The organism is Lachnoanaerobaculum sp. Marseille-Q4761 (genome assembly GCF_017565785.1).
Classification (GTDB): Bacteria; Bacillota; Clostridia; order Lachnospirales; family Lachnospiraceae; genus Lachnoanaerobaculum.
In genome coordinates this window covers 52854-73727 of record NZ_JAGEKB010000002.1, presented here as the reverse complement: position 1 = coordinate 73727, position 20874 = coordinate 52854, and the positions used below count along the sequence as shown (strand labels likewise).

Genomic DNA, 20874 nt, shown 5'->3' with positions numbered 1-20874 from the left:
ATATATAAGAAAAGAGAATTGCCTTGTTATAAGATCTGTATATTCTTATAACAAGGCATAAATATTTATATACTTAAAACAAGGAAATTACATCGTATCAGGTGATTTTTCAATATTTTCCTCCCAAAAAAGTTCATCCAGACTCTTATCAAGTGCATAGCAAATGGATAGACAGAGTCGAATGGTGGGATTATAATCCCCTTTTTCAATTGCATTTATAGTCTGGCGACTTACGCCTACAATTTCAGCAAGTTGTTGCTGCGAGAGATCCTTAGCTGCTCTGGCGGATTTTAATCTTAGATTTTTCATTTTCATACCTCATTCAGTCATCTTTTCTATGCTTATCAAGAAACATTTTAAGCAATATATTCAATATCAAAAGTAAAAAGAAGACGGTCAATACAGGATATAAGCCCTCGCTAAGCCCAAGTATTCCATTTTGAAACATTTTGTGATCAACTACTGATTTTACTGTCATAAAAAGATTCAGTAAAAATAATGTGACAAAAATAAATATGTATTTTACAAAATTGGTGTATTTATACCCCCAATAAGCATCATGAAAGATAAGATATGCATTGAGTACAGTGCCTGATAAAAAAAGTATTATAATTATAACAAGTCCGGGTGATACAGGTAATGGTATCTCTTCTTGTATATAAGCATATGTAAATCCTAATGCCGTCATGGTGATAAAAGCATAGCAATATCCTCTCCCACGAATACTCATCTGTCTTTCGTCATATTCCGTCCTTTTCTTTTGCTTTATAGCAAAAATTAAAGTAACAATAAGACCAATTGTAAATCCAAATAATAAACCTATTTGATATGAACTCATAAAACTCCTTCCTGACATATTGTCAAATATATATTACACCTATAATATACATCTTTCTTTACTTTATGTCAAATATATTTTGCTTTTTATTGGGTATATTTGATTTTATATATTGTAGAATATTTGACAGCAGCCTGTTAAGATATTATTATAAAAGTATAAATAACAGCTTTTACACATTTTTTAAAGTATAAGGAGATATTTGATTATGAAAAAGATTGTAATTAATACAGTTCTTATATGTATATGTATTTTAAGTATATTTTTTTTAATCTACAGATTTAGTAAAGTAAAACAAATGAAAAAAGATTATGGTGTATTTATTGGTGCTGATAATATTGATAAAATAAAAGGCTATAATGTGGTGGTTGTAGAACCTGCATCAATTGATATAGGCGGTGTGGAATCTCTTCATAAAACAAATGAAAAAATATATGCCTATCTTAATATAGGCTCACTGGAAGAATATCGTTCGTATTTTAATGAGTTTAAAGAAAAGACTCTTGGTCTATATGAGAATTGGGAAGATGAATATTGGATGGATGTATCGGATGTTGCCTGGCAAAAGTTAATTGTGGATAAACTTGGAAGAGATATTGTGGATAAGGGTTTTGACGGGTTTTTTATAGATAATTGTGATGTATACTATTATTATCCGAATGAAGAGATATTTAACGGACTTTCTTCTATATTGCAGGGATTAAGGAGCTTAAATATGACAAAAAAATATAAGATTGATATTATAATCAATGGAGGAGATACATTTGTAAGCAAGTGCATTGAGAATAAAACTGCAACAGAATTATTTGACGGTGTAAATCAGGAATGTGTTTTTACAGATATAGATTTTGAAAATAAAACATATAAGGAAAAGGATGAGAGTGACAGAGAGTATTTTAAGGAATATTTGTCTAATGTAAAAAAGTATATACCGGAAGTATATCTTATAGAATACGGTGCAAACAGTAATTTAATAAAGGAAATTGAAAATTACTGTAATGAAAACGGTTTTTATTGGTATAATGCCAAAGAATTGGAATTAAAATAAGGAGATAGAATGAAATTTAATTCACTGATACCTGAACTGACAGTGTCTGATATAGAAATAAGTAAGAAATTTTATTTGGAAGTTTTAGAATTTAAATTGGAGTATGAAAGAGTGGAAGACTTATTTATATTTATTTCTAAGGAAGGAAATCAGCTTATGCTTGAACAGGAAAACGGTGCATGGAACACCGGTGAACTTGTTTTTCCATATGGCAGAGGAGTAAATTTTGAAATGAATATTGATGATGTTGAAAGCCTGTATAATAGAATAATAAAACTGGGTATAAAGCCTTTTAGAGAATTAAAGAAAAATATCTATAAATGCAATGGGGAAGATATATGTCAAAATGAATTCCTTATACAGGATCCGGATGGATATCTGTTAAGGTTTACAGACTAAGCCGAATATTTTTATTGAGCGAAATACATTATAAAAAATCATATGAATCAAATAGTCATTCATATGATTTTTTGTTGTTTACTGACAAATAAAAAAATATAACGACGATTAAATTAATACAATCTTAAGAAAATATTTTTTTATGTCTCATTTGACAGTTTAAAAACAAAGTAAAATATAGTAGAATAGTATGGATTTTAAAAAATCAAATTTTGTCATAAGGAGGTGTAGGGGAAATCAATTATTTTTCATTTTCTATAACGCAAGAAGAAAGAAAATGGAAGCTCTGTTTATATGGAAAAGGGCTAGGTTCATGTAAACAGTCAACTCCTTAGTGCGGGAGTTTTATTTATTGGGCGGTTTGTCCATGCAAGAGGATAGACAATACTATGATAGAGAATTTAAAATCGGGGGTGGATTACTTGGGCTAGGTATGAAACTCTTATTTCAAGTGCAATAAATAAGATTTTATATTCTTTATATTTTAACGGAGGAATGAACTGGATAGTGATTTTATTTTGTATGAAAAAACAAATAGAGGTGATATATGAAAAAGAACGGTAATAAGGGTAAAAGACTTTTGGCAGGTCTGTTATCCTTTTTAATGATAGCAAGCGGAACACCTCCGGGTGAATTAAGTGTGAATGCAAGTACACTTATTCCTAATACATCATTAAACGATACGGACAGATATCCGTATATGTCAAATAGCAGCAGTAGTACAGGAGTTACCTATGGTTCTTCAGAATCTACAGGTTTTACATTTCAAAAAATGGGTACAGGATTAGCCGGTTTGCTTACAAACTATGATCCTGCGGATTTATATACACAGGGTGCATCAATGTTCTCTCCCAATATAGGAAATACAAACTCATTTAATATTGCTGCAGTTATTGATGACAGTGTTGCTGCCAGAAGCGGTGCACAAAAGGGCTATGATACTTCTGTTCGTACCGCTTTTGGAAAAGATTATTGGCCTACATACTATGGTTTTGGAGAACCGAGAGCAAATGATACGGATTCGGCTCTTACATATCTAACACCATATGTAACATATAGGACTGACGGAATTACACCGGATGATGCTTTGTTACAGGGAAATGACTATTTCGCTCCTATAGGTGGAGGTAAATTTAAATCAACCGATCCTAATGTGTTTCCGGTAAAATTATTTCCGGCAACATATAATGGTGGAATAACAGAGTTACAGGTACCGGGAAAACCTGTCGGAACTAAGATAGAAGTGCGTCAGGAGATAAAACCTGATGATAATGATAAAAACTTATTGGTAAGATATACCGTATTAAATCCTACAAGTGACCCTGTTAAATTTATGATTGGAAATGAGTCGGATACATTTTTGTATAATCATGATCAGGCTCCGATTCTTGTTACACAGGGTGGAACCCATCTTCATATGATGGCAAATAATGGTGATAAATACCAACTTTCGGATTTTGATGTAAAGGTAAAGGAGGGAGACGGAAGAGTCTGGGCAGGGCAATGGCCTATGACACCATGGGATGCTTCAAATACTGCGGTTTATCATACGGGATTTGCTTTTGCAAAATCAAGAGATTCTTTGATACAGGGATTTGACTCTGCAGCAGCATTTTCAGCTTATTTTGATCTTGCTCCCGGAGAGCAAAAGACTGCAACATTTGAGGTTTCCATGAGAGTTTCCGTATATTATGTAGATCCTACATATGGAAATCAAAACGGTGCATCTACAGGATATATTACAAAGCCTTTTAAGACTGTACAGGATGCTTTGGATGCAATAGGAGCAAGCGGAACTGAAAAGGCATATATCTATGTTATGGAAGATACACAGATACCTGCCACGGTTAATTGGAACAATGCACCAAATTTAAAGAGTCTTACTATTCAAACAAGTATTTATGATAAAATCGGTGCATCAATAACTGTTTCAGATACAGATGGTTATTATGGAGACCATCCTACAGATATGCCGGACGGAACAATTAAAAAATTGATTCGTAAAGACGATTTTGCAGGTGATCTTATTGAAGTGCCTGCAGGAAAAACCTTGACTCTTACAAATATTGAGATAGATGGAAATAAGGCAAATACTGATGCGGCAGGTACAGTAGTAACAGGTGCTCTACTTAAAGTTGACGGTCAGCTAAATTTAAAGACTGATACCACCCTTACAGGTAATAAAGTTCAAAATACTGCTTCCTCTTCCGCTATAAATGTGGGAAGTACAGGAAAAGTAGCGGCAAATGCCGGAACAGGAAGCATAAATATTACAGGAAATGAGTCTACAAATAAGGTCTCAGCGGTAAGTCTTAAGGATGCCATGGCAATTACAGGTTCCACACCTACAGCATATCCTTTCACATTAAACGGTAATGTAAATGTAACGGGAAACACTACGACTGACACGGTTACAAACACTACAACAGATGCAAATATCGGTCTTGGTGCAAATTATTTGTACATACCGAAGGGACCGAAGTTTACAGGTACTATCGGTGTAAACGAGGTTGATGAATCAAGACTTCCTACAGCAAATACCGAGGGAAGTACAGTACTTGATTTTGCAGGAAGAGGCAGCATTGCTTTACCGTATTCGATTGGAAGTATAAAGGCTGATAAAGCCGGACAAACTATTGCACCGGGAAATGTTTCACAACAGGTAAGAACAGGCACAACAATAAATGCTGAAGCTAATCAGATTCAAAATGTTGCCTATCTTAAAGCTCCTGTTTACAGCATAAATATTAACTATGTGGATGAGGACGGAAACAGTATACCGTTTTCAGATATGAATTTCGGAAGCATACCTGTCACAGAACATGTAAATGCAAATCCTTTTACAAAGACATTCCCTGCAGGTGCGGGTATAAAGTATAAATTACCTACTCTTACAGGAACATATACAGGCTTTGTACTGGACAGAGTGGATGTACCAAGTACTGTAACTACAGTTCTTGCAGAGAAGGATGCTTCAAATATTCCTACAGGAAATATTATAGGTACTATGGGAACAACTCCTGTAAATATTACGGTTTACTTTAAAAAGAATGTTGTTCGTTATCATTTTGATACCAAGGGCGGAAATAATATAGCCGTTATGGAAGAGGGTGTAAGCAGCAGTGCTACTGCCACAACTCTTGGGGTAATACCGACTCCTGCAAAATACGGTTATAATTTTGCAGGTTGGACAACATATATAGATACAGATGGTGATGGAGAATATTTGGCAGGCACAGATACTGACGGAACAGCATTTACCGGTGTAGGAGCTCCTGCAACATTCCCGGCACCTACAACTTCAGGAGATGTATATTTATATGCAAACTGGACACCTGATACCACATTACATAATTTTACGGTAACACATAAGAATTCAAATATGACTCTGCCGATAGATTTTGGAACGGAACCACCTGTTACATACAGCTTTACTCAACCGATAACAAAGGATCCGCTTACATCCATTGCAGGATATACCTTTAATACAGGAGTACTTAATCCTTATGCGGCGGGAAATGTAAATCCTACTACAGGTCGTGTTGCCGCCACTATGAATACGGTTGGCGTTGATTTGACATACCACTATAAAGTTGATCCGGGCATTACATTTAACTACACTGTTCATCACCGTGACAGTGCGGGAAATACTTTGGCAGCCGATCAAAGCGGAGCGCTAAATGCTGAACAGATTTTTTCAAGTCAGCCTGATACATCAATTACAGGATATGATTACACATCCTTTAACATAATTAGAGGTGAACATGAAGATTTGACATATCCGAATTATAAAACAGGACTTAACAGTACAGGTTTTATAACATTAAATGATCAGACAAGCGGTAATTTCACTGCACATATGCCTAATCAGGATGTTGAGATAACTTATCTGTATACGGCTGATTCATCAAATAATCTTGTTCGTAGATTTTTTGACAGAGAAGTACCTAACAGTGTACTTGCAAGCAGTGTTGACGGTATAGCACCGGGTTCTGTAATAACAAATATGCAAATACCTGCTATTGGAACTACAGTCGGTGATAAGCTTTACGGATATATTTGGGATGCAAATTCAATTGCCGATATAAATCCGGCAGGATTCACATGGGGAATGGTAAATCCTGCAGACGGAGCATTAAACGGAGCAATGCCGATATCCACTACAGGTCCTATAAGTGTAGACTATAAACTCAGTCGAGATCCGAGTAAGTGGAGAGCTATAAACTTTATGGTTGCGGATACTCCAAATAATGAAGGGAGTATAAGTGCACTTTTACCCGGAGTTCCAACCACATATCTTGGAAGTGACTCAACTGCACTTGGTGATGCGAAGGCGGATACATTTAATAAGCTTAATGCACAAGGAAGTATACCCGCTACAGTAGCAAACAGATATTATAAATTTGACGGTTGGTATATGGATGCAGCGGCTACAATACCTGTCGGACCGACAGATCCTCTGCCAATCGGAAGTACGCCGCTTACATTATTTGCAAAATTTGTAGAAGATCCGGATATGTGGATCGATATAAACTTTGCCGCAAATGAAAATGGAAGTGTTACTACACCGACTACATTGCATAAACCTTTTGATTATAAATGGGGGCAGATACAAAATGATTTACCGAGCACTATTCCTGTAGCAAACTATAATTTCGCATCATGGAGTGACAGTGCGAACAATATAATGACTGTAAATTCCTCCCTGACAAATCATGCTACATACTATGCTAACTTCTCAAAAGATCCGGTTATATGGGGACTTACCATAGGTTCCATAATTCCAAGCGGTCATCTTGGAAGTGACGGAAGCGGTGAGATAAGAATAAATGGTACTAAACCGGGAAATGTATATGTAATAAGCGATAAGAACGGAAAGATTGTTGCAGTTGTGACAGGAAATTCCGTAGGAAGTATTACCAATGTTTCTGATTTGATCCCCGGAGCACATTATGATGTACAGGAGGGTACACCTGATACCATTGCAACAGTCGGAAATCAGACATCAACTATTACAGGAAGCTCTATTTCATCACCTATAGATACATATATTCCTACAGTGGAGAATAATTACAGCATAGGTTATGATCCTGATAATGAGGGAATGGCTCAGATTGTAATAAATCCCGCCGACACGGATGCGGATTATGCTCTTATTGATGAAAAAGGAAATGTATTAAATTATCAGGGAAGTGATAACGGATGGATAGGTTCATCAGGAAATCCTTCTATAGTTACATTTAATAATCTAAACCCTAATGAAACATATACTGTTGTGGCAAGGAAAAAGGGAGATACATCTATTTCCAATCCGCTTAGTAAATTACCTGATGGAAATACTATTATTGCAAATCCCGGAGATATGGCAGATGCGCCTAAATATATTGTAGAGGCTATAAATGGTGAAGTTGTAATGGTCGGAGCAAATACGGTTAAATCAGAAAGCTTTAGTGAGGCAAGGGCGGGAGATCTTGTAAATCTTCATGCCGATCCTGTAAATGCTTCAGGGTATAACTTTAAATACTGGCAGGTTCTTGCAGGAAGAGCTGTAGGAGTTACCGGAAAGATAGTTTCCAATGATTATTCATTTACACTTTCAAATTCAAATATTGTATTTAAGGCAGTATATGATTTACCTAAAGTAGCAGCTGATGATGCGGATGCCGATGAGGAGATAAGAGGCGGCGCGGTAGGAGAGTTCGGACTTAATCCGAATCAGATACCGGCACTTGCACATGAGTTTACAACACCTCAGGATCAATCTTTAATCGGCATAAACGGTGCAAAGGTTGATTACAGAGTAATATTCTCAAAAAGAGAAGCAAGTAATGCAGAAAGTAACTTGGTAAAACCTGTTTCTGTTTCGGGAACGGATCATCCTGATGCTTATACAGCAGCTTATGCACTTGATATAGAGCTTGAGCGCTATGTGGACGGAAGAAAGGTCGGAAGAGCTACAGCATCCAATGCAAGCATTGATGTAGTCGGACAGCTTCCGGCAGCGGATACGGATCAGCTTGATTACGAAATCTTTGATGTAACCACAGGAACACCTGTTTTAGTAAGCTATGTCGGAGACCTTGACAATAATGCCGGACTGTTTAAGTTTAATGCTAATTTAAATCATACCTATATAGTTGTTTACTCAAAGATATTTAAGGTAGTATTTGTAGACAATAAGCCTGTACTTGATTATCAATATTTGAATGATACAAGCAGGAATTTCTATCACAGATTTAAAGTAAGAAGAAAAGAAGCTGTAGAGGATACATATTATTCGCTTGATTACTCTCTTATACAAGCTTATGCTGACGGAGAAAATGCCGGAAATCTTGTAACACCTTTTGAGGATATTTACGGTGTTGAATATAATTATAAAAACTGGTCAAAGAAAGAGAGTTCATTCTCAGTATTTAAACCTGATACAGCCATTACAAAGGCAACTACGGTATATGCTTACTATGAGAATAATAAGCCTAAGGTAGATAAAGCGAGAGTGGATCTTGGAAATACAATTGAGACTGCAAAAACCTTACTTGATGATCCGTATTTGAAGCTGGGAGAAGCAGATGAGATCAAAGCTAAGATATTGGAAGCTATGGATATACTGGCTTGGGCAAGAGATATACCGGATAAAGACGGTGTTGACCACAGAAGAATGGCAAACTATGAAGAATTACAAAAGGCTATAGACGGCTTGCTTGAGATAATAAATAAGTATAGAGATGTTTCTTTTGGAAGAGCTGCCGACAGAGTAAGAAGAACCGGAGGTTCAAGCGGAGGCGGAAATTCTTCAGCAGGTAGAGGTTCAATCCTTCTGACGCCGGGAGAGAAAAATACTGCAAAGAACAAGGCATCACTGGAAGGAAGTAATGTGACAAGCTTTGTGCTTGGAACTGACGGCAAATGGGAGATTAATCCTGTGACAGGAGGTTGGAGCTTTGTGCTAAATGGCGGACTCCCGCTTAACTCTTCATGGGGTAAGATACAGATACCTGATAAAAACGGAAATCTTGTCAGCAGATGGTATTTCTTTGATTCAAAGTCAACAATGGTTACCGGATGGCTACAGGATCCTTCTACAAAGAACTGGTACTATATGAATACGGCAAAAGGTGAATTCGAAGGTCAGATGGTTCACGGATGGGTATTGGATGGCAATACAAATCTATGGTATTACATGGATGAAAACAATGGTGCATTGACAAAGGGATGGCACAGGGATTCACAGGATGGAAGATGGTATTATCTGGATAATTCCGGTGCAATGCTTACCGGATGGCAAAATATTTCCGGAAAGAACTATTTTTTTAATCAGGATGTAGTAAATCCTACATATGAGTGGAATGCCGCTGATATGAGATGGGATTATATAATTACATCTTCCAGACCATATGGCTCAATGTATGAAAATGAAAAAACACCTGACGGCTTTTTGGTAAATGCCAATGGTGAAAGGATTCAGTGATATCGGAGAGAAATATGAAAAGAATACAAAGAAAAATTGCTTCCCTGTTGACGGGAACAATGATAGTAACTCAGCTGGCAACATTGCCGGCATGGGCTGCTACCACGACTCATATTAAATTTAATTTTACGGACTTAAATCCTTCTATAAAAAATATTGTTTCAAATGTGGATATTACAGGTGGTGCATCAAACACTTTAATAGATGACGGAAGCGGGAACTTCCACGGTATGGTGGTGGATACAAGCAATCATTTTGTATATCTGCCATTTGTAAATCCTGTTACCGGCAATCCAAATAACGGAACATTTGATAATACAAAGACATTGGACGGCAAGACATGGGATGTAATGGGGCTTGACGGATATGTTATAAACAGCTGGAGCAGTGCAAAAGAAAACGGATTTGATCTATGGAGGATGGACAGTGTCAATTTTCCTCAGACTGAAAGAACATATTATGCAAAGCTGGGTGCAGATCCTTTAAAGACCTATGATTTAAAAGTAGAGTATAAGTCGGCAACAGGTGTTTATGTACCCGGTATTCCTGCCGATACAACCACATCACAGCATGTACTTGACAGTATTCCTCAGTCACCTGTTATTCCTGAGGGATTTAAGATAACAAATACAAATGTAGATGATACCGTTAAATTCTTTGATCATGGAACTACAACAGCTTTTACAGGTTTTAATGCAAGTGCTGCAGGTTTTTCTATGGATGCAGACTTTAATGTAAGCGGAACCATGGTTAATAAGGACACGAATATTACATTTAATTATGAGGTAAATCGTGATATAAAAAAGACATTGCAGGTAGTGGATGAGATATATCAGGATAATGCTTTGACTACTTTATCAAAAAGAATGAACAGAGCGGGAGGAACATATACCGAGTATGCATTGTTTGATGTAGAGACAAAAAATATAAATCCTAATCAGAATTTACTTGATGCTTCAAGCGGTGCAGCCAGATATATTTTAAAAGAAGTAAAAATAAACTATATTGACAGTGAGAGAAATATTGCAGCCGGAAATGCCGCAGCAAATGATACATTGTTAACAAATGATATTACCACTTCAGCGGGAACATATACAAGGATTAATGCAAATCCTGTAAATGCGGCTACCGATCCGGGTAAGATAAAGGGTAATATGCCGAACCAGGATGTAAAGATAACATATAAGTATTATATTAATCCGACATTTGAAACCACATTAAGGGTGAAGTATGTGGATGACAGAGGTAATGATATTACCGATAAAATAGTTTCAGGTCTGGAAAACGGTACAGCATATCCTACATCATCAACAGGTTTGAATAATGGTGATATTTACAAAGAGGTGGATGGAGCAGGAAAGGCAATATATCTTGATATAAAGGCAGGGTATAATGCAGGTCAGTATGATATTCATATACCTGTACCTGAGGTTCCAAATTACAGATATGGTGCAACAGATCATCCGAAAGCACAATTAAACGGCGGTACAGCTACATGGGGAAGTTCATATCAGACAGCCATAGCAAGTATTGATTCAAGCTGGACAAGTGCAAATCCGTTTTTTGATCTTACAACGGTGGCAACAGGTCCTATAGAATCAAAGGAAATTGTTGTAACATATTCCGTTGATCCTACCGCTGTAGTTCAACTTATACCGATAAACGGAGCAGGTGGAAGCATCAGAGTGGCGAATAATCCGTCAGCTGCAACTTATGATGTAAATACGGATACTGCAATCAATCTGTCAAGAATAAATACAGTCGGAAGCAGCACATATGATGTCAATATAGATCCTTCCGATATGATTTATTATCCTGTTCCAAATGCCGGATATAAATTTGATCATTGGGAAACAGGTGCAGACCTCGGTACTCAGAGGGTAAATTTGAATATCGGAACAACACAGACTCTCACAGGTATACCAAACAGTAAGAATACGATAACATTAAAAGCGGTATTTGAAAAAGAACCTAATAAGTTTAATCATTATCATTTTAATATCGGAAGTCATATAAGTCCTCTTCCGCTAGGTCAGGATGCGGAGATAGCAAATGTGGATGCAAGCGGAAATCCTGTTGCACTCACATTCGGATCACTCAGTGCATATACTGCCGTTACTCCGGATGCAGGATACACAATACAGTGGTATGACGGTACATTTAATCCTATAGATGCCACAACGCCTATCAACAGTTTAAACGGGCAGACTTTCACAGCATTTGCACAGCCTGTAAGTGCACTTGCGGCAAATACACCTGTATCAAGCGGACAGCTTCATCCGGGAAATGCTACACCTTCAATACAGATAGATCCGTCAACTATTGATACAAGACTAAGATATGTGGTGGTAGATCCTGCTACAGGAAATGTAGTCTGTGAGACAAATGGTGCAAATCTGGTTTCAACAGGTGGTGAAATAAATGATCCTGCATTGACACCCGGACAAAACTATCAGGTATATACGGCATTACCTACTGCGGTTATATCAGTAGGAAACCCTATTCCAAGCACTGATGTTTCAGCACCTGCAAGTGCAACTATACCGACCACCGTAAATCCTTTGGTTGAGGTGGATCCAAGCAACAGAGGAAAGGCAAAAATTACTATAGAACCACTGTCTGCAAATACAGATTATGCACTTATAGGTCCGGGTGGAGTGGTATATCCGTTTACAACACCTACAGGAAGCAATCTTGTGTTTGATAATCTTGATCCGGATGTGAATTTCCAAATAGTTGCAAGACCTACCGGAACAAATACTGATCCTTTAACAAGACAGGCGGATACAGTACCTACAGTTGTAAGTACCGCAAATTTAGCTATAAGAAATTCAAACAATGATATTACATTGATATCAGATGCCACTCCACAGTACAGTTTCCTTCGTTTTAACGGAAATAATGTTACAGGAGCAAATCCTCTACAGGGAGTAGCAGAGGGAACACATGTTGAAATAAAGGCTGCACCTTTAGATAATAACAGTAATATATTCCAAGCATGGAATGTGGTAAGAGGTATCAGAAACTACACAATACTTGGTGACAGAATTTCATTTAATATGCCTAATGTTCCGGTTACCATACAAAGTGTATTTGCTTCACCTACAGGAAATACCTGGGCTAAGGATTATATTGACAATTTGAATTCAAATCAGGATGTCGGTGTCATATACCCTATGGTAAATGACAGTGGTGAATTCAGAATTCAGATTATAAAGTCAAGTATGCCTACAGCTACAAGAAATGAAATTGCAGCAGAAACTGATGACAGCTTCAGACCTGTATTTTTAATAACATTTAATATTCAAAAGAAAAATCCGGCTACAGGTATATGGGAGAATTATACAGATCCAAGCGGAGCGAATATAAGCTTTGATGTAAATATCGAAACAGGAGCACTTTTAAGTAATAGAAATTATGCCTTCTATGAACTTGGAGGAAGTTTTGCTTCACCTTCAAATGCAGGCAGCTCGGTGATAAATCTTTACACAGGAGTGGACTTTACGTCAACCTCATATACAGGTGATTTTACACTTACTGTTTTAAACGGTTCAACATACGGATTCGGATATACTCTTCCTGATGATGTGAAAACGGTCATTGTAAGAGATGCAAGAGATAATCGTCTTGTTTCTACACTTCATATTGCATCTACAAAGGTGATAGAAGATTATTCGGCTTTATACACAGCAAATCTTACAAGAGAGTATGTAGATAATAATGGTATTACATGGCATTATGAAGGCATAAGTGATGACAGAAATTCCTTTGTACCTACCGACACAACTGCAAGAGTACTTGCAGATGCCACAGTTTATTTGTATTTTTCAAATGACAGAGCGGACAGAAGCAAGGCTGTTGATGATTTGGAGAAACTTATACAAAAAGCAAATATTGAGCTACCGGGAGTTGCAAACACAGATATGCTTCAAACTGCAATAGATGCTGCAAGAGCGGTTCTTGCACAAATAAACAGAAAAGCTTCTACAGCCGAATTAAAAGCTGCCTATGATGCACTGGAGCTTGCATTAAAAAATACAGGTAAAAAGAGCGGTGATAATCCTTCACCAAGTGCACCAAGTAATTCAAATAGAGGCAGCTCAGGCAGAGGAGGAAGTAGCTCCGGAGGCTCAGGCGGAGGAAGAAGCAAATCCAATTCATTGTCTACAACAGCACCTGTAGTTGTAGGAAGCAGTGGAAACTGGGAGCTTATAAATCCTGAAGAGGCTTCAAGTAATCTTGACAATTCTAAATGGATATTTAAGTTAAACAATGGTGAGAGAGTAAAGGGATGGCAAAAACTCAGCTATACTTATGAAGGTAAAACCAAGGAAGAATGGTACCATTTTGAAGAAGACGGTATTATGAACAGCGGATGGTTTCTTGATAAAAATACTGATAAATGGTATTATCTTTCAATGGATCATAACGGATTTTTCGGTGAGATGGTTAAGGGCTGGCATTATGATTCACAGGATGCAAGATGGTATTTCCTTGATAAAAATGACGGACATATGTTTATTTCATGGAATAAGATAGATGGAAAGTGGTATTTCTTTAATCCTACCCCTCCTGCTCAGACATGGTTCTTTGACAGTGTAACAGGTCATTGGAATTATGGTGAGAAGGGAGTGAGATCCCTCGGCTCTATGTACATAAATGAGAGTACGCCTGACGGATATAATGTAAATGCCGAAGGAGTATGGCAATAAAAGCTTTAAAAGCTCAAGCTGATAAGGTTAATCACAAACGCCCCGTCCACGGGGCGTTTTTTATAAGGAGAGTAAGTATTATATGAAGAAGATTTTAGTAATAGGTACAGGCGGAACTATTGCGTCAAAGCAGATGGGAGAGGGATTATCTCCTGCGCTTTCGGCACCTGAGATTTTAACCTTTGTGCCTGAAGTAAAAAAATATTGTGAGATAGATGTACTTCAGGTTTGCAATATAGACTCGACCAATATAACTCCTGCAGTATGGCAGGATATAGCAAGAACAATAGAAAAAAATTACGATTCCTATGACGGGTTTGTTATACTTCATGGAACGGATACCATGGCATATACCTCAGCGGCACTTAGTTATATGATACAAAATTCCAGAAAGCCTATAGTTATCACGGGAGCACAAAAGCCAATAAATATAGACGGTACGGATGCAAAGGTAAATCTAAGAGACAGTATTCTTTATGCATGTGATGATTACTCTCAAAATATTGTTCTGGTCTTTGACGGTAATGTAATCGCCGGTACAAGAGCAAAAAAGATGATGGCAAGATCCTTTAATGCATTTCACAGTGTAAACTTTCCTGTACTTGCAAGAATACAGGAGGAACATATAATCAGATATATACCATATATACCTATGAGGGAAAGAGTCAGATTTTTCATAGAACTCAGTGATTCGGTATGTGTATTAAAGATGATTCCGGGTATGAAGGAGGATATGCTTGCATATCTGTTTGAAAACTATGATTGCATTATTATAGAGAGTTTCGGTGTGGGTGGAATTCCTGAAAATATGCTGGATAAGTTTTACGGGGAGATGGAAAAATGGCAGGAGATGGGAAAATTTATAGTTATGGCGACTCAGGTGGTAAATGAGGGATCAAATATGGAGATTTATCAGGTCGGACAAAAGATAAAAAAGGATTTCAATCTTATAGAAGCTTATGATATGACCTTGGAAGCCACCATTACAAAGCTGATGGTTTTACTGAAAAGATATTCCTCATACCCTGACCTTAGAAGAGCTTTCTATGAGGAAATAAATTATGATATACTATGTGCTTTTGAGAGATTATAGGTTTTAATTCAGCTTTGCAAAAAATATTGAAACTTGGTAAATTTTATGTTTATAGTTGTTAGCCAGAAGTGTTTTTGTAAATATTTTAAATAAAACAATTGACAAACATATAGAAAGCTGATAATATAAACAATGTTGAAAGAAAGCAGGTTCGCCTCACCTTAGCACAGGAGTGACTTTGGTTCATATAAACATTTTTGTTAGACATTTTGTTTTTGATTAAAATGCTTATTTGGCGGATAGTTTTCTATCTGCCTTTTTATATTGGTAAAGAAAATGGAGGTATAAAGGTATTAGCGAACAATTGATTAACGAACAGATTAAGGTTAAAGAAGTTCGTCTTATTTCATCAGAGGGTGAACAGTTAGGTGTAGTTTCAATAAATGAGGCAAGGGAAAAAGCAGAGGAAGCAGGTTTAGATTTGGTTCTTATTGCTCCAACAGCAAAACCCCCTGTTTGTAAAATTATTGATTATGGTAAATTCAGATATGAGATTGCCAGAAAAGATAAGGAAGCAAAGAAAAAACAAAAGACAATAGAAATAAAAGAGGTTCGTTTATCTCCAAATATTGACACTAATGATCTTAATACTAAAGTCAGTTCTGCAAGAAAGTTTCTTGAAAAGGGTAATAAGGTTAAGGTTACACTAAGATTTAGAGGTAGAGAAATGGCAAGAATGTTTAAATCCAAGTATATATTGGATGATTTTGCCGAAGCTCTTTCAGAAGTGGCAACAATTGACAAACCTTCTAAGGCGGAAGGAAGAAGTTTGGTAATGTTTTTATCAGCAAAGAAGGCTTAGAGATATTGTAATAAAAGGAGGATTCATCATGCCAAAGCTAAAGACAAGTAGAGCAGCAGCTAAGCGTTTTAAGAAAACAGGAACAGGTAAGCTTGTAAGAAATAAAGCTTATAAGTCACATATCTTAACTAAGAAGTCAACAAAGAGAAAAAGAAATCTTAGAAAAGATATCGTAACAGATGCAACAAATGCAAAAGTTATGAAGAAAATTTTACCATATCTATAAGTTGACGAAAGGTTAGGAGGTTTTTAAATGGCAAGAGTTAAAGGTGCTTTAAATGCAAAAAAAAGACATAATAGAGTTTTAAAACTTGCAAAGGGATATAGAGGAGCTCGTTCAAAGCAGTACAGAATTGCAAAGCAGTCTGTAATGAGAGCTTTAGCAAGTGCTTATGCAGGTAGAAAAGAGAGAAAGAGACAGTTCAGACAGCTTTGGATCGCTCGTATCAATGCAGCTGCCAGAATCAACGGACTTTCATATTCAAAGCTTATGCATGGACTTAAGCTTGCAGGTGTTGATATGAACAGAAAGATCCTTGCAGATTTAGCTGTAAATGATGCGACAGGATTTTCAAAAATTGCAGAACTTGCAAAATCTAAGCTTGCATAATATTAAATATTGTATTATACTTGCCACGTAAGAAAATTTATGTGGCAAATGAGCAGAAATGGCGGAATTGGCAGACGCGCACGGTTCAGGTCCGTGTGATAGCAATATCATGAGGGTTCAAGTCCCTTTTTCTGCATCAATCTATCTGAATATTAAGAGGTAGTTCATTTAAAAGATTGTACATCATGTACAATTTTTTTTTATTAAAGAGAGGAGAGAAATATGTTAAAAGTACTGGCAAAATATATTAAAGAGTATAAAATTGCTTCCTTGCTCACAATTGTATTTATAATAGGTGAAGTGGTATTTGAATTGCTGATCCCATATATGATGACCTTTATAATTGATAGAGGTGTGGCAATTAATGACTTCAATGCGGTAATAAAATACGGTTCAATAATGATAGTGCTTGCAATTCTTGGACTTATTTGCGGAATAGCTGCCGGTATTTACGGTGCTAATGCCTCGGCAGGATTTGCTAAAAATTTACGAGAGGGCATGTTTAGAAATATTCAAAATTTTTCATTCTCAAATATTGATAAATTTTCAAGTGCCGGTCTTGTTACAAGACTTACAACAGATATAACCAATGTTCAAAACTCATATCAAATGATACTTAGAATGTTGATGAGAGCTCCTGCTACACTCATTTTTGCTCTGATTATGACTGTATCTATCTCAAGAGATATGTCGGTTATATTCTTTGTTGCTATTTTCTTTTTAGCTACTGCCCTTGCCCTTATAATTGCGGTGGCTTTTAAACTCTTTAATCAGGTATTTGAAAAGTATGATGCTCTAAATGCGAATGTACAGGAAAATATCTCGGGTATAAGAGTTGTAAAATCATATGTACAGGAAGATAAAGAAATATCTAAGTTTGATAGAGCTATAACAAATTTATATAAGTTGTTTGTAAAGGCGGAATCACTTGTTGCAATAAACAATCCTCTGATGATGTTTACGGTATATGCATGTATAATTGCGCTGTCATGGTTCGGTGCAGAAAGAATTGTAGCCGGAGCATTAACAACAGGTGAGCTTACATCTCTTTTTTCATATATAATGAGTATACTTATAGCTCTGATGATGCTTTCATTTGCATTTGTAATGATTACTTTATCTGAGGCAAGTGCAAAGAGAATTACGGAAGTCTTACAGGAGGAAAGTGATATAAAGACAAAGGAAAATGCGTCCAAAGAGGTAAAGGACGGCAGCATTGAATTTGATAATGTAAGCTTTTCATATAAAGCAGGTATCGGAAAGCCTGTGCTGTCAAATATAAATATTCGTATAGCGTCAGGTCAGACTATAGGAATAATCGGTGGAACAGGTAGTTCAAAGACATCTTTGGTAAATCTTATTCCAAGACTTTATGATGCCACACAGGGAAAAGTATATGTTGGTGGAAAGAATGTAAAGGACTATGATATAAAGAGTCTTAGAGATGCGGTAAGTGTGGTATTACAAAAAAATGTCCTATTCTCAGGCAGTATAATTGACAATCTTCGCTGGGGGAATGAGAATGCTTCACCCGATGAGATAAAGCGAGCCTGTGAACTTGCTTGTGCCGACGAATTTATAGAAAGAATGCCTGAAAAGTATGATACATGGATAGAGCGTGGCGGAAGTAATGTATCAGGTGGGCAAAAGCAGAGGCTTTGTATTGCAAGAGCTCTTCTAAAAAAAACAAAGATATTGATCCTTGATGACTCTACATCTGCTGTAGATACTGCTACAGATGCAAAGATAAGAAGAGCATTCAAAGAAGAGATACCGAATACTACAAAAATTATTATCTCTCAAAGAATATCTTCCATAAAAGAGGCTGATAAGATTATTGTAATGGACAACGGTAAGATTGTGGGATTTGATACACATGAAAAATTACTTGAGACTAATGAGATTTACAGAACTACAGCAAATGCGCAGTCTGAAGGTAATGCAGATTTTGATAAGGCAGGTGCATAATGTCGGGAATAAATAGAGAAAAAGGCGGTATAAATCAAACTATACAGGTTGTTGCAAGTGACAGCATGAAAAGAGTAATATCACTTGTATTAAAAAATTATAAAAAGAGTATCTTTATTGTAATTATAGGAATACTGATATCAGCGATAGTAAGTTCTATCAGTGCTTCCGTTATGCAGGATATTATAGATAATTATATAATTCCTCTTACAAAAGAAAGTAATCCTGATTTCACACCATTGGCAATTGAGATAGGAAAACTTATTTGTATATTTTCGGCTGGTGTATTGGCATCATTTGTTTATAACAGGATAATGGTAAATGTAGGAGAGGGAACCATGCGTGAGATAAGAAGAAATCTTTTTGCACATATGGAAAAACTCCCTATAAGATATTTTGATACACATTCACATGGCGATATAATGTCCATTTATACCAATGATACAGAAACATTGCGACAGTTTATAGAAATATCTTTTCCACAGCTTGTTGAGGCTTTACTTTCTTTAATTGCTGTATTTATCACAATGCTTTTATTAAGTCCTATGATGACTTTAGTGTCTGTTATTATGATTATTATATCTGTACAGGCTTCAGGTAAGGCGGCAAGTATTTCAGGTAAATATTTCGGAATACAGCAGGCTACTCTTGGAAAAGTAAACGGATATATAGAAGAGATGATAAGCGGTCAAAAGGTTGTAAAGGTATTTAACTATGAAGATAAGAACATAAAAGGGTTTACAGTCATAAATGATGAACTCTGTGATGCCGCTTCAAAAGCAAACGGATTTGCAAATATACTTATGCCGATAGTTGCACAAATTGGAAACTTAAGTTATGTAATAATAGCTGTGGTTGGTGGCTACCTGTCTATAAACGGTCATTTCGGTGTAACCATAGGAACTATAGCTGCATTCCTTTCACTGGTAAAAGCATTTAACAGACCATTTATGACTGTATCACAACAGCTCAATGCCGTAGTTATGGCGGCTGCCGGAAGTCAAAGAGTATTTGCACTTATGGATGAAACTGTAGAAGAAGATGAAGGATATGTTACACTGGTAAATGCAAAGATAGACGGTAAGGGTAATATATCAGAGTCAAAATCAAGAACCGGTATCTGGGCATGGAAGCATGAGCATGCTGATGGAGAAATCACTTATACAAAACTTGAGGGTGATATTGTATTTGAAAATGTCGACTTTGGATATGATCCTGAAAAGATTGTATTACATGATATAAATCTCTTTGCAAATAAAGGGCAAAAGATTGCCTTTGTAGTTTCTACAGGTGCAGGTAAGACAACTATTACAAACCTTATAAACAGATTCTATGATATTCAAAAGGGTAAAATCAGATATGACGGTATAAACATCGAAAAGATAAAAAAGGATGACCTAAGAAGATCTTTGGGTGTGGTTCTTCAGGAAACAAATCTCTTCTCAGATACTGTTATGGAAAATATTCGTTATGGTCGTCCTGATGCTACAGATGAGGAATGTATGGCGGCTGCAAGACTGGCAAATGCTGACGGTTTTATAGAAAGACTTCCTGACGGATATAATACCTTCCTGCATGAGGGAGGGGCAAATCTTTCGCAAGGTCAAAAACAGCTCCTTTCTATTGCAAGGGCTGCACTTGCAGATCCGCCTGTGCTTATTCTTGATGAAGCTACATCATCAATTGATAGCAGAACAGAGCAGCTTGTACAGGCAGGTATGGATTCTTTGATGAGTGGTAGGACAACATTTGTTATAGCACATAGACTTTCAACGATTAAAAATTCTGATGTAATAATGGTACTAGAACAGGGAAGAATAATAGAGCGTGGCTCACATGAGAGTCTGCTGGAACAAAAGGGAAGATATTATCAACTTTATACGGGAAAAGTGGTATAATAAAAATGTAGTATATATTTTCAGGTCTATAATTTAAA

The 20874-nt window shown here is 36.5% G+C and carries 12 protein-coding genes and 1 tRNA gene; 11 read left to right on the top strand and 2 right to left on the bottom strand.

Going from position 1 to position 20874, the window contains the following annotated elements; genetic code table 11:
- Window positions 1–87: 87 nt before the first annotated feature.
- Entirely contained in the window at window positions 88–309 is a 222-nt protein-coding gene (locus tag J4O15_RS07585) for a helix-turn-helix transcriptional regulator (RefSeq protein ID WP_208100322.1), read from the bottom strand.
- A gap of 13 nt (window positions 310–322) precedes the next feature.
- The gene (locus J4O15_RS07580) at window positions 323–838 is read right to left on the bottom strand and encodes a hypothetical protein (RefSeq protein WP_208100321.1); all 516 of its coding nucleotides are present in this window, start codon (window positions 836–838) and stop codon (window positions 323–325) included.
- 208 nt (window positions 839–1046) lie between these two features.
- Here J4O15_RS07580 and J4O15_RS07575 point away from each other — a divergent pair, with 208 nt between their 5' ends.
- From J4O15_RS07575 to J4O15_RS07525, 11 genes are all read left to right on the top strand, one after another.
- A complete protein-coding gene (locus J4O15_RS07575) occupies window positions 1047–1886 on the top strand; it encodes an endo alpha-1,4 polygalactosaminidase (RefSeq protein WP_208100320.1) in 840 nt (279 codons plus the stop codon).
- A 9-nt stretch (window positions 1887–1895) separates the two neighbouring features.
- Window positions 1896–2285: a bleomycin resistance protein gene (locus tag J4O15_RS07570; RefSeq protein WP_009218626.1), complete on the top strand. Its 390-nt coding sequence runs from the start codon at window positions 1896–1898 to the stop codon at window positions 2283–2285.
- A gap of 547 nt (window positions 2286–2832) precedes the next feature.
- The gene (locus tag J4O15_RS07565; protein ID WP_208100319.1) at window positions 2833–9753 is read left to right on the top strand and encodes an InlB B-repeat-containing protein; all 6921 of its coding nucleotides are present in this window, start codon (window positions 2833–2835) and stop codon (window positions 9751–9753) included.
- Window positions 9754–9767: 14 nt separating this feature from the next.
- Window positions 9768–14465 carry an N-acetylmuramoyl-L-alanine amidase family protein gene (locus J4O15_RS07560; RefSeq protein WP_208100318.1) on the top strand — a complete coding sequence of 1566 codons (4698 nt, stop codon included), beginning with the start codon at window positions 9768–9770 and terminating at the stop codon, window positions 14463–14465.
- 82 nt (window positions 14466–14547) lie between these two features.
- Window positions 14548–15558: an asparaginase gene (locus tag J4O15_RS07555; RefSeq protein ID WP_009218629.1), complete on the top strand. Its 1011-nt coding sequence runs from the start codon at window positions 14548–14550 to the stop codon at window positions 15556–15558.
- Window positions 15559–15862: 304 nt separating this feature from the next.
- Window positions 15863–16360: a translation initiation factor IF-3 gene (infC, locus tag J4O15_RS07550; protein WP_009218630.1), complete on the top strand. Its 498-nt coding sequence runs from the start codon at window positions 15863–15865 to the stop codon at window positions 16358–16360.
- A gap of 28 nt (window positions 16361–16388) precedes the next feature.
- Window positions 16389–16586: a 50S ribosomal protein L35 gene (gene rpmI / locus J4O15_RS07545; protein ID WP_002603682.1), complete on the top strand. Its 198-nt coding sequence runs from the start codon at window positions 16389–16391 to the stop codon at window positions 16584–16586.
- 27 nt (window positions 16587–16613) lie between these two features.
- A complete protein-coding gene (rplT, locus tag J4O15_RS07540; RefSeq protein WP_009218631.1) occupies window positions 16614–16970 on the top strand; it encodes a 50S ribosomal protein L20 in 357 nt (118 codons plus the stop codon).
- A gap of 52 nt (window positions 16971–17022) precedes the next feature.
- Window positions 17023–17106, top strand: a tRNA-Leu gene (locus J4O15_RS07535).
- An 86-nt stretch (window positions 17107–17192) separates the two neighbouring features.
- Window positions 17193–18938: an ABC transporter ATP-binding protein gene (locus tag J4O15_RS07530; protein WP_208100317.1), complete on the top strand. Its 1746-nt coding sequence runs from the start codon at window positions 17193–17195 to the stop codon at window positions 18936–18938.
- Entirely contained in the window at window positions 18938–20836 is a 1899-nt protein-coding gene (locus J4O15_RS07525; protein ID WP_208100316.1) for an ABC transporter ATP-binding protein, read from the top strand. Before J4O15_RS07530 ends, J4O15_RS07525 begins: the two co-directional genes overlap by 1 nt.
- Window positions 20837–20874 lie beyond the last annotated feature (38 nt).